The organism is Streptococcus mitis (assembly GCF_946190155.1).
Classification (GTDB): Bacteria; Bacillota; Bacilli; order Lactobacillales; family Streptococcaceae; genus Streptococcus; species Streptococcus mitis_CL.
Window position 1 is genome coordinate 1 of sequence record NZ_CAMHZL010000001.1, and the last position, 12,104, is coordinate 12,104.

Here is a 12,104-nt window from a genome sequence, read left to right on the forward strand (position 1 = left end):
TAAATGGGAAAAGATTAAGGGCACATGGTACTATTTTAACAGTGATGGTGTGATGGCTAGTAATCAGTGGAAAGATGATTACTATCTAAAAAATAGTGGAGCAATGGCTCAGAATGCTTGGGTGAAGATTACTGATAAATGGTATTATGCTACAGATTCAGGAAAAATCCTTCGTAATAAATGGGAAAAGATTAAGGGCACATGGTACTATTTTAACAGTGATGGTGTGATGGCTAGTAATCAGTGGAAAGATGCTTACTATCTAAAGAATAGTGGAGCAATGGCTGAAAAAGAATGGATTTTTGATAAATCTTATAATAGCTGGTTTTACCTAAAATCAGGTGGTGCTTATGCTTCACGTGAATGGATTGGTGCTTATTACCTCAAATCTGGTGGTTATATGGCCAAGAATGAATGGATTTTTGATCCTAACTACAATGCATGGTACTACCTGAAAGAAGATGGAAGCTATGTTACTGGTAGTTTTAATATTAAAAATAAGGAGTATTTCTTCCAGAGTAATGGAAAGTGGATTCAAAGTCCAAAATATTTTAAGGTTAAACCAATCACAGCCTATATTTATAGCGAATCAGGAGATATTTTGAGCTATGTCAATCAGGGAAGTATTGTGACCTATGATGGCTCTAAAAGCAAGGGTAGTCGTCTAGCTGTTTCAATATCAGGCTTGTCCGGTTATATGAATCAAAGTGATTTGGCTTTAGTTGATGAAGGAAGTGAGTTTATTCCTCACTATACTACAGATGGAAGATTCCTATACCATGAACTTTCTCCATACACTAGTATACGGGTAGCTCCACATACTTCAGCTATGAAAATTGGTAAGAAGTATTATTCAAAGGATGGAGAACATTTCGATGGGTTTACTATCAAAAATCGTTTCCTTTTCAAGAATTTAACTGAACCAACCAACTATAGTGCGGATGAATTAAATAGAGTTTATTCGATGATGAATATCCGAAACAGCCGTCTTGCTGGTAAAGGAGCAATTTTTAAAGAAGCTGAAAAACGTTATGGTGTCAATGCTCTCTATTTAATGGCTCACAGTGCGCTAGAAAGTGCTTGGGGACGTAGCCAAATTGCTAATGATAAAAATAACTTCTTCGGTATAGCTGCTTACGATACCAGTCCCTATGATTCAGCTAAGAAATTTGATGATGTAGACAAAGGAATTCTTGGTGCGGCCAAGTGGATTCGTGAGAACTATATTGACCGTGGAAGAGATCATCTTGGAAATAAAGCGACAGGAATGAATGTACGCTATGCATCAGATCCGTACTGGGGTGAAAAAATAGCTAGTATCATGATGAATATTAACAGTCGACTTGGTGGAAAAGATTAAAAGATAAGCAACGATAACTGCTGAAAAGTGGTTGTCGTTTTTTTATTTAACTATTATGCTTTACAAACTAGTGTGAAAGTGGTATATTATAGATGAAGTCACTAGTAGGTATTACCAAATAGATTAGAAGGGAGAAGGGATGAAAGAAACTCAACTATTAAAAGGTGTTCTTGAAGGTTGTGTCTTGGATATGATTGGTCAAAAAGAGCGGTATGGTTATGAGTTGGTTCAGACTCTACGAGAGGCTGGATTTGACACTATAGTTCCAGGAACTATTTATCCTTTGTTGCAAAAGTTAGAAAAAAATCAATGGATAAGAGGCGATATGCGCCCGTCGCCAGATGGTCCAGATCGGAAGTATTTTTCGTTAACGAAAGAAGGAGAAGAGCGTGTTTCGGTCTTTTGGCAACAATGGGACGATTTGAGTCAAAAAGTAGAAGGAATTAAGAATGGGGGTTAAACCATGAAGAAAATGAAGTATTATGAAGAAACAAGCGCTTTGTTGCATGAATTTTCTGAGGAGAATCAGCAGTATTTTGAGGAACTGTGGGATAGTTTTAATCTTGCTGGATTTCTCTATGATGAGGACTATCTCAGAGAGCAGATTTATTTGATGATGTTAGATTTCTCCGAAGCAGAACGAGATGGCATGAGTGCAGAGGAGTATCTAGGTAAGAATCCTAAAAAATTAATGAAAGAGATGCTTAAGGAAGCACCTCGCAGTTCTATCAAGGAGTCCCTTTTGACGCCAATTCTTGTCCTAGCGGTATTACGTTATTATCAACTACTAAGTGATTTTTCTAAAGGTCCTCTCTTAACAGTCAATTTGCTTACTTTTTTAGGGCAACTTCTTCTTTTTCTGATTGGATTTGGACTTGTGGCCACAATCTTACGTTGGGGGCTAGTCCAAGATTCTCCTAAGATGAAAATTGGCACTTATATTGTCGTTGGAATTCTTGTTCTGCTAGTCGTTCTAGGATATGGAGGAATGGGAAGTTTCATACAAGAAGGAGCCTTTTATCTTCCTGCTCCCTGGGATAGTTTATCTATCTTTACACTTTCTCTAGTCATCAGTATTTGGAATTGGAAAGAAGAGTTTTTTCGTCCCTTTAACAGTATGATTGTTGCCCATCTTATTGTAGGTTCTCTGCTCCGTTACTATGAGTGGATGGGAATTTCAAATGTTTTTCTTACAAAAGCTATTCCTTTAGCTGTCCTCTTTATTGGAATCTTTGTCTTGTTCCGTGGGTTTAAGAAGATAAAATGGAATGAAATATAGTCAAAAAGCCGTTGAAAAGCGGTTTTTTGTTATAATTAATTGAAGAATGTAGAATCAAAGGAGAAAAATTTGATGAGATACATAACTCTTGGTCAAGATGACAAAGAATTATCAGAAATTGTTCTCGGAATGATGAGAATAGAAAATAAGTCTGTAAAAGAAGTTGAAGAGCTTGTAGAAACAGCACTGTCTGTTGGAATCAATGCTTTTGACTTGGCTGATATTTATGGTCGTGGTCGTTGTTAAGAACTGTTAGGTCTTGTCCTAAAAAATCGTCCAGATTTAAGAGAAAAGATGTGGATTCAGTCCAAATGCGGCATTCGCATTGAAGAATTTACCTATTTTGATTTTTCTAAGGACTATATTATAAAATCAGTTGACGGAATTTTGCAAAGATTGAAGATAGATCATCTAGATAGCTTGCTCCTTCATCGACCAGATGCTTTGATGGAATCTGACCAAGTAGCAGAAGCCTTTGATCTCCTTTATAAACAAGGTAAGGTCCGAGATTTTGGAGTTTCTAATCAAAATCCTATGATGATGGAGTTGCTTAAAAAAGATGTCAAGCAGCCGTTAGCTGTTAATCAGCTACAATTGAGTGCGGCTTTTACTCCAGGATTCGAATCAGGTTTTCATGTTAATATGGAAGATAATCAAGCAGCTATGCGAGATGGCAGCATTTTTGAATATTGCAAATTACACGATGTGGTCATTCAAGCATGGTCTGTCTTACAATTCGGGTATTTTAAAGGGAATTTTGTTGGAAATGAGAAATTTCAAGCTTTAAATCAAGTACTTGATCGTTTAGCTATTAAATATGGAGTAACCTCTTCAACTATTGCCATTTCTTGGATATTGCGTTACCCAGCAAAAATGCAGGCAGTTGTAGGTACCACAAATCCTAAGCACTTGAGAGAAGTTAGCCAAGCGGCAAGCTTTAGCTTAACAAGAAAAGAATGGTATGAAATTTATCTTGCTGCAGGGAATAATTTGCCGTAAGTAGAAGCAGATGTAAATAAATCACAGTCAAAAAGCCGTTGCAAAGCGGTTTTCTGCTATAATGAAGTGAAGATTTATCGATATAAAAGGAGAAAACCATGACATTTGAAGAAATGCTGCCTGGGTTAAAGGCTAAGAAAAAATATGTACGAACTGGTTGGGGAGGCGCTGAAAACTATGTCCAACTCTTTGATACTATTGAACAAAACGGGATTGCACTTGAAGTGACGCCCTATTTCCTAATCAACGTTTCTGGCGAAGGAGAAGGTTTTTCTATGTGGAGCCCAACTCCTTGTGATGTTTTAGCGACGGATTGGGTAGAAGTGCATGACTAGACGTGTATTGATTACGGGAGTAAGTTCAGGGATTGGTCTGGCTCAAGCTCGCTTCTTTTTAGAGAAGGGCTATCAAGTTTATGGAGTGGACCAAGGTGAAAATCCACTCTTAGAGGGTGATTTTCACTTTTTACAGAGAGATTTGACCTTGGACTTGGAGCCTATTTTTGACTGGTGTCCTCAGGTTGATGTTTTGTGCAATACTGCTGGAGTTTTGGATGATTATAAACCCCTATTGGAACAATCAGCGCAGGAAATTCAAGAGATTTTTGAAATTAACTACGTGACTCCAGTTGAGTTGACTCGGTATTATTTGACTCAAATGTTGGAGAATAAAAAAGGAATCCTTATCAATATGTGCTCCATCGCTTCTAGCCTAGCAGGTGGCGGTGGACACGCCTATACTTCCTCTAAGCACGCCTTGGCTGGCTTTACCAAGCAGTTGGCTCTAGACTATGCTGAAGCTGGGATTCAGGTCTTTGGTATCGCTCCAGGAGCAGTCAAGACAGCTATGACCGCTGCAGATTTTGAGCCAGGTGGATTGGCTGACTGGGTTGCTAGTGAAACACCAATCAAGCGCTGGATTGAGCCAGAAGAAATAGCAGAGATTAGCCTTTTCTTAGCAAGTGGGAAAGCGAGTGCCATGCAAGGACAAATTCTGACAATAGATGGTGGCTGGTCTTTGAAGTAGGGAGAATAAAGTTAATAAAAAGGAGCACCAATGACACCGCAGGAAATGTGGAATGCATATAAGAAAATCAACCCCTCTATAGGAGATGAAATCGATGCTTGGGCTTTTGGAGTGGAACCAGATCTTTTAGCAGATTTGGTTTTAAGAGGCGAAAAGACTGCAACAGCATCAGCCTACGACCTCTATGCACTAGAAGCCGAGTCTCTTCCTCAAGAAGGAACTTTTGATGTCATTTTAGATAGTCAAAATCAGGCTGTCTGTATTGTTGAAATTACAAAGGTTTCTGTCCAGCTCTTCAATCAAGTTTCTGCTCAACATGCCTTTAAGGAAGGGGAAGGTGACAAATCCCTAGCCTATTGGCGTCAGGTTCATGAGGATTGTTTCGCCGAGTGGCTGAGAGAAGCAGGACTGACTTTTACACCTGACAGCAAGGTTGTTTTAGAAGAATTTCGCAAGGTCTACCCACTGTAGACTGTTAGAGGGAAGAAAGTTTTGGAAATCACCGTCCAATCCTTTTTTCTCAAGCAAAACATGATATAATAAGTTTGTTTGAAGAAGAGTAGCAGCTCTTAAACTTAGAATAGGAGAAAACTATGCAAGCAGTTGAACATTTTATTAAGCAATTTGTTCCTGAACATTATGATTTGTTTTTAGACTTGAGTCGTGAGACCAAGACTTTTTCAGGAAAGGTGACTATTAGTGGTCAAGCACAGAGTGACCGCATTTCCCTCCACCAAAAAGACTTGGAAATCGCCACTGTAGAAGTTGCTGGTCAAGCTCGCCCATTTACAGTTGACCATGACAATGAAGCCCTTCATATTGAACTTGCTGAAGCAGGTCAAGTTGAAGTGGTTATCGCTTTCTCAGGAAAAATCACAGACAACATGACAGGGATTTATCCTTCTTATTACACAGTTGATGGTGTCAAGAAGGAAGTCTTGTCTACTCAGTTCGAGAGCCATTTTGCGCGCGAAGCCTTCCCATGTGTGGATGAGCCAGAAGCCAAAGCAACTTTTGACCTCTCTCTACGTTTTGACCAAGCAGAAGGTGAATTGGCCTTGTCAAACATGGCAGAGATCGAAGTTGAAAACCGTAAGGAAACAGGTATCTGGAAGTTTGAAACAACACCTCGCATGTCTTCTTACTTGTTAGCCTTTGTTGCGGGTGATTTGCAAGGTGTGACGGCTAAAACTAAAAACGGTACTCTCGTAGGTGTCTACTCAACCAAAGCTCATCCACTATCAAACCTTGATTTCTCACTGGATATCGCTGTTCGCTCTATCGAGTTTTACGAAGATTACTATGGAGTTAAGTACCCAATCCCTCAATCTCTCCACATTGCCCTTCCTGACTTCTCAGCTGGTGCTATGGAAAACTGGGGTCTTGTGACCTACCGTGAAGTTTACTTGGTTGTAGATGAGAACTCAACATTTGCTAGCCGTCAACAAGTTGCCCTAGTTGTGGCCCATGAATTGGCTCACCAATGGTTTGGGAACCTCGTTACTATGAAATGGTGGGATGACCTTTGGCTCAATGAAAGCTTTGCCAACATGATGGAGTACGTCTGTGTGGATGCTATTGAACCAAGCTGGAATATCTTTGAAGATTTCCAAACAGGTGGTGTTCCGTCTGCCTTGAAACGTGATGCGACTGATGGTGTTCAATCTGTTCACGTCGAAGTTAAACATCCAGATGAAATCAATACGCTCTTTGACGGAGCTATAGTCTATGCCAAAGGAAGTCGCCTCATGCATATGCTTCGTCGTTGGCTAGGTGATGCCGATTTTGCCAAAGGTTTGCATGCTTACTTTGAAAAACACCAATACAGCAATACAATTGGTCGTGACCTTTGGAATGCTCTTGGTCAAGCATCAGGTCGTGATGTTGCAGCCTTTATGGATTCTTGGTTGGAACAACCTGGTTATCCAGTTCTCACTGTCAAAGTTGAAAATGATGTCTTGAAGATTTCACAAAAACAATTCTTTATCGGTGAGCACGAAGACAAGAACCGTCTCTGGGTTGTGCCACTAAACAGCAACTGGAAAGGCTTGCCTGATACACTCGAAACTGAAAGCATCGAAATCCCTAGCTACGCAGCCCTTCTTGCTGAAAATGAAGGAGCTCTTCGTCTCAATACTGAAAATACAGCTCACTACATTACAGACTATCAAGGAGACTTGCTAGATGCTATTCTTGCTGACCTAGTTGAGCTTGATAATACAAGTAAACTGCAAATCGTCCAAGAACGTCGCTTGCTTGCTGAAGCAGGGCACATTTCTTATGCAGACTTGCTTCCAGTACTTGATAAACTCGCTAAAGAAGAATCTTACCTTGTCGTTTCAGCTGTTTCTCAAGTAATATCTGCTCTTGAGCGCTTTATAGATGAAGGAACAGAAGCTGAAAGAGCCTTCAAAGCCTTGGTTGCTAAATTGGCTCGTCACAACTATGACCGTCTTGGTTTTGAAGCTAAAGATGGCGAATCAGATGAGGATGAGTTGGTTCGTCAGTTGGCTGTTTCTATGATGATTCGCTCAAATGATGCAGAAGCTAGTCAAGTCGCTAGCCAAATCTTCGCGGCTCACAAGGAGAATCTTGCAGGACTTCCAGCAGCTATTCGCTCACAAGTTCTGATCAATGAGATGAAACATCATGAGACTAAAGACTTGTTAGCACTTTATCTTGATACTTACACTCACGCAACAGATGCTGTCTTTAAACGCCAGTTGGCAGCTGCTCTTGCATACAGTACAGATGCGGATAATATCCAAAACTTGATTGCTTCTTGGAAGGACAAATTTGTGGTCAAACCACAAGACTTGTCTGCTTGGTACTTCCAGTTCTTAAGCCATCAAGCAACTCAGGAAACAGCATGGTCTTGGGCGCGTGAAAACTGGGCTTGGATTAAGGCAGCCCTTGGAGGAGATATGAGCTTTGATAGCTTTGTTATCCTTCCTGCTCACGTATTTAAGACTCAGCAACGCTTGGCAGAGTACAAGGAATTCTTTGAACCGCAACTTTCTGACCTTGCGCTTAGCCGTAACATCGGTATGGGAATCAAGGAAATTGCAGCGCGTGTTGACTTGATTAACCGTGAAAAAGCTGCAGTCGAAGCAGTTGTTCTTCAATATGGAACTAAATAATTAAGACTAAATGAAAAGAAAACTCAGCTATCTCATGTAAAATGCAGAGAGTTGAGTTTTTTTTAAGGCAAATTTGGTATAATGGTTTTAATAAGGAGGAGTTTCTCATGATAAAAATCTTATTGGTTGAGGATGACCTAGGCCTGTCAAATTCAGTATTTGACTTTTTAGACGATTTTGCGGATGTCATGCAGGTATTTGATGGAGAAGAAGGTCTCTACGAAGCTGAGAGTGGCGTCTATGATTTGATTTTGCTTGATTTGATGTTACCTGAAAAAAATGGCTTCCAAGTATTGAAAGAATTGCGTGAAAAGGGAATTACGACTCCAGTTCTGATCATGACTGCCAAGGAAAGTTTGGATGACAAGGGACACGGATTTGAATTGGGAGCAGATGATTATCTGACTAAACCTTTCTACCTAGAAGAACTCAAAATGCGGATTCAAGCCCTTCTCAAACGTTCAGGTAAGTTTAATGAAAACACCTTGACTTATGGAAATATCGTGGTTAATTTGTCAACCAATACCGTTAAGGTTGAAGATACTCCCGTCGAATTGCTGGGGAAAGAGTTTGATTTATTAGTCTATTTCCTTCAAAATCAAAATGTTATTTTGCCCAAGACTCAGATTTTTGACCGTCTATGGGGATTTGATAGTGATACAACGATTTCGGTTGTCGAAGTCTATGTTTCAAAAGTCCGTAAGAAATTAAAAGGAACCACTTTTGCAGAGAATTTGCAAACCTTGCGTAGTGTTGGGTATATTTTAAAAGATGTTCAGTAAACTAAAAAAAACATGGTATGCGGATGACTTTAGTTACTTTATCCGCAACTTTGGTGTCTTCACCCTGATTTTCTCTACCATGACTCTGATTATTTTGCAGGTCATGCATTCGAGTCTCTATACTTCGGTGGATGATACGCTCCATGGCTTGAGTAACAATCCTCAGGCAGTTATTCAGCTTGCAGTAAATAGGGCAACAGAAGAGATTAAAGATTTAGAGAATGCCGCTACAGATGCTAGCAAGACGGAGATAAAACCCAATGTCAGTTCTAACACAGAAGTCATTCTCTTTGATAAGAATTTTACCCAACTCCTTTCTGGAAACCGATTTCTGGGATTGGATAAGATTAAGTTAGAAAAGAAAGAACTAGGTCATATCTATCAGATACAGGTTTTTAATAGCTATGGACAGGAAGAAATCTATCGCATGATTTTGATGGAAACGAATATTAGTTCGGTTTCAACCAATATCAAGTATGCGGCTGTCTTGATAAATACCAGTCAGTTGGAGCAGGCCAGTCAAAAGCACGAGAAATTGATTGTGGTCGTGATGGCAAGTTTCTGGATTTTGTCTTTACTTGCCAGTCTCTATCTAGCTAGGGTCAGTGTTCGTCCTTTACTTGAAAGTATGCAGAAGCAACAGTCCTTTGTGGAAAATGCCAGTCATGAGTTACGAACTCCTCTTGCAGTTTTGCAAAATCGTTTAGAGACCCTTTTTCGTAAGCCAGAAGCAACCATTATGGATGTGAGCGAAAGTATTGCGTCTAGTTTGGAAGAAGTTCGAAATATGCGTTTTTTGACGACGAACTTGTTGAATTTAGCTCGTAGAGATGATGGGATTAAGCCGGAACTTGCAGAAGTTCCAACTAGCTTTTTCAATACGACTTTCACAAACTATGAGATGATTGCTTCGGAAAATGACCGTGTCTTCCGTTTTGAAAATCGTATCCATCGAACAATTGTCACAGATCAACTTCTTTTGAAACAACTGATGACCATCCTATTTGATAATGCTATCAAATATACTGAGGAGGATGGTGAAATTGATTTTATGATTTCAGCGACTGATCGTAATCTTTATTTGTTAGTTTCTGACAATGGAGTCGGTATTTCAGCAGAAGATAAGAAGAAAATTTTTGATAGATTTTATCGAGTTGATAAGGCTAGAACCCGTCAAAAAGGTGGTTTTGGTTTAGGTTTATCCCTAGCCAAGCAAATTGTAGATGCCCTAAAAGGAACCATTACTGTTAAAGATAATAAACCGAAAGGAACAGTCTTTGAAGTGAAGATTGCCATCCACACACCATCTAAAAAGAAAAAATAAAAATATCGCTCCAGCTGGGGCGATATTTTGGATTTATCTTCTACGTTTTCGCTTGATAATACATCGTTGAACTTTTAAGACAAGTAAGCTGGCTCCGATTGCTGCGGTAAAGGCAAGAGCAGTTGATAATTTTAATGCTAAAAAGATAAAACTAAAGATAGCAATACAGATACAAAAAACAGCGATATTAACAAAAAATAGGATTTCCTTGAGATTGGCATCAGATTGCGCTTCAGGTGTATAATCTTGATAGCGAGGAACCTGCTGGCTTAATTCTTCTTGATTGTCTACCTCATAGGATTGTAATTTTCTTACGGGCATTATTCTCTCCTTAACAGTACATACCTATTTTATCATTTTTTCAGCAGAGAATTATTACAGAAAGGTTACAAAAAGAATAAAGTCCCTTTTCATTTTTAAAGAATAGCTGATTTTCCAGAAATATGGTATAATTTTTCTTATGGAAAAGATTATCATTACAGCAACTGCTGAAAGTATTGAACAAGTTAAACAACTGCTCGAAGTTGGCGTAGACCGGATCTATGTCGGTGAGAAAGATTTTGGCCTTCGTCTGCCAACAACCTTTAGTCATGACCAATTGCGTGAAATTGCAAAGATGGTTCATGATGCTGATAAGGAATTGATTGTTGCGGTCAACGCCCTCATGCACCAAGATATGATGGATCGTATCAAGACCTTCTTAGACTTCTTGGAAGAAATCAAGACAGACTACATTACGATTGGGGATGCAGGTGTCTTTTACGTAGTCAACCGCGATGGTTATTCCTTTAAGACTATCTACGATGCTTCGACTATGGTAACTAGCAGTCGTCAGATAAACTTCTGGGGACAAAAAGCTGGCGCATCTGAGGCTGTTTTGGCGCGTGAAATTCCATCTGCTGAACTCTTCAAAATGCCAGAGATTTTGGAAATTCCTGCTGAAGTGTTGGTTTATGGAGCTAGTGTTATTCACCATTCTAAGCGTCCTCTCTTGCAAAACTACTATAACTTTACGCATATCGATGATGAAAAGACTCGCAAGCGTGACCTTTTCTTGGCTGAGCCGAGTGACCCAGAGAGCCACTATTCCATTTTTGAAGACAATCATGGGACCCACATCTTTGCCAACAATGACCTTGATTTGATGACCAAATTGACAGAATTGGTGGAGCATGGTTTCACTCACTGGAAACTAGAAGGGCTATACACTCCAGGTCAGAACTTTGTTGAGATTGCAAAACTCTTTATCCAAGCGCGCAGTTTGATTCAAGAGGGCAACTTTAGCCATGACCAAGCTTTCTTGCTGGATGAAGAAGTTCGTAAACTTCACCCTAAAAACCGTTTCCTTGATACAGGATTCTATGACTACGATCCTGATATGGTTAAATAGGACATCAAAACCCGAAATAAAAATGTTCGGGTTTTTCCAGTGTATCCATGAAATAAAAACGGATACATGTTATAATAAAAGTAGCTCTTTAATGGAGGTGTTTGAGTGGAAAATCTGAAGAAAATGGCAGGTATCAAGGCTGCTGAGTTTGTCAAGGATGGGATGGTTGTCGGACTGGGAACGGGTTCTACTGCCTATTATTTTGTCGAAGAAATCGGTCGTCGTATTAAGGAAGAAGGCTTGAAGATTACAGCTGTAACGACTTCTAGTGTGACTAGTAAACAGGCTGAAGGGCTTAATATCCCACTCAAGTCTATTGACCAAGTAGACTTCGTCGATGTGACAGTCGACGGGGCGGATGAAGTGGATAGTCAGTTTAATGGAATCAAAGGTGGTGGTGGTGCCCTTCTGATGGAGAAGGTTGTCGCAACGCCTTCAAAAGAATACTTTTGGGTGGTGGATGAAAGCAAGCTAGTTGAGAAACTAGGTGCTTTTAAATTGCCAGTAGAAGTGGTTCAGTATGGCGCAGAACAGGTCTTTCGTCGGTTTGAGCGCGCTGGCTATAAACCAAGCTTCCGTGAAAAAGATGGCCAACGTTTTGTGACCGATATGCAGAATTTTATCATTGACCTTGCCTTGGATGTCATTGAAGATCCAATTGCCTTCGGGCAAGAATTGGACCATGTCGTTGGTGTCGTGGAGCACGGCTTATTCAACCAAATGGTGGATAAGGTCATCGTTGCTGGACGAGACGGGGTTCAGATTTTAACTTCAACAAAAGCAAGATAACTAAAATAATAAGGA

The 12,104-nt window shown here is 39.9% G+C and carries 12 protein-coding genes and 1 pseudogene; 12 read left to right on the forward strand and 1 reads right to left on the reverse strand.

Going from position 1 to position 12,104, the window contains the following annotated elements; all coding sequences use genetic code 11:
• The 10 genes and pseudogenes from N8O80_RS00005 to ciaH form a co-directional block, all read left to right on the forward strand.
• The coding region (locus N8O80_RS00005) for an N-acetylglucosaminidase (RefSeq protein ID WP_261026078.1) at positions 1-1,360 on the forward strand (1,360 nt) is incomplete at its 5' end.
• A gap of 139 nt (positions 1,361-1,499) precedes the next feature.
• Entirely contained in the window at positions 1,500-1,820 is a 321-nt protein-coding gene (locus tag N8O80_RS00010) for a PadR family transcriptional regulator (RefSeq protein WP_000665422.1), read from the forward strand.
• Between the two features lie 3 nt (positions 1,821-1,823).
• Complete coding sequence (locus N8O80_RS00015) at positions 1,824-2,639, forward strand: hypothetical protein (RefSeq protein ID WP_004259428.1); 816 nt, start codon at positions 1,824-1,826, stop codon at positions 2,637-2,639.
• Between the two features lie 72 nt (positions 2,640-2,711).
• A pseudogene (locus tag N8O80_RS00020) lies at positions 2,712-3,638 on the forward strand (aldo/keto reductase).
• Between the two features lie 98 nt (positions 3,639-3,736).
• Complete coding sequence (locus N8O80_RS00025; RefSeq protein ID WP_000142161.1) at positions 3,737-3,973, forward strand: DUF2829 domain-containing protein; 237 nt, start codon at positions 3,737-3,739, stop codon at positions 3,971-3,973.
• Positions 3,966-4,664, forward strand: a complete 699-nt coding sequence (locus N8O80_RS00030) for a 3-oxoacyl-ACP reductase (protein ID WP_261026080.1) — start codon at positions 3,966-3,968, stop codon at positions 4,662-4,664. The genes N8O80_RS00025 and N8O80_RS00030 overlap by 8 nt, the downstream gene beginning before the upstream one ends.
• A 30-nt stretch (positions 4,665-4,694) precedes the next feature.
• Entirely contained in the window at positions 4,695-5,135 is a 441-nt protein-coding gene (locus tag N8O80_RS00035) for an ASCH domain-containing protein (RefSeq protein ID WP_261026081.1), read from the forward strand.
• 122 nt (positions 5,136-5,257) lie between these two features.
• Entirely contained in the window at positions 5,258-7,804 is a 2,547-nt protein-coding gene (locus N8O80_RS00040; RefSeq protein WP_261026083.1) for a M1 family metallopeptidase, read from the forward strand.
• A gap of 107 nt (positions 7,805-7,911) precedes the next feature.
• The gene (gene ciaR, locus N8O80_RS00045) at positions 7,912-8,586 is read left to right on the forward strand and encodes a two-component system response regulator CiaR (RefSeq protein WP_000590639.1); all 675 of its coding nucleotides are present in this window, start codon (positions 7,912-7,914) and stop codon (positions 8,584-8,586) included.
• On the forward strand, positions 8,576-9,910 hold the full coding sequence (gene ciaH / locus N8O80_RS00050) for a two-component system sensor histidine kinase CiaH (RefSeq protein ID WP_261016810.1): 1,335 nt from the start codon (positions 8,576-8,578) through the stop codon (positions 9,908-9,910). The genes ciaR and ciaH overlap by 11 nt, the downstream gene beginning before the upstream one ends.
• A gap of 33 nt (positions 9,911-9,943) precedes the next feature.
• Here the strand turns inward: ciaH and N8O80_RS00055 are convergent, their stop codons facing one another.
• Positions 9,944-10,231 carry a DUF3270 domain-containing protein gene (locus tag N8O80_RS00055; RefSeq protein WP_261026084.1) on the reverse strand — a complete coding sequence of 96 codons (288 nt, stop codon included), beginning with the start codon at positions 10,229-10,231 and terminating at the stop codon, positions 9,944-9,946.
• Between the two features lie 139 nt (positions 10,232-10,370).
• Here N8O80_RS00055 and N8O80_RS00060 point away from each other — a divergent pair, with 139 nt between their 5' ends.
• Positions 10,371-11,300, forward strand: coding sequence for a peptidase U32 family protein (locus N8O80_RS00060; RefSeq protein ID WP_261026086.1), 930 nt, complete (start codon positions 10,371-10,373; stop codon positions 11,298-11,300).
• 105 nt (positions 11,301-11,405) lie between these two features.
• Positions 11,406-12,089 carry a ribose-5-phosphate isomerase RpiA gene (gene rpiA / locus N8O80_RS00065; protein WP_261026087.1) on the forward strand — a complete coding sequence of 228 codons (684 nt, stop codon included), beginning with the start codon at positions 11,406-11,408 and terminating at the stop codon, positions 12,087-12,089.
• The last annotated feature ends 15 nt before the right edge of the window (positions 12,090-12,104 follow it).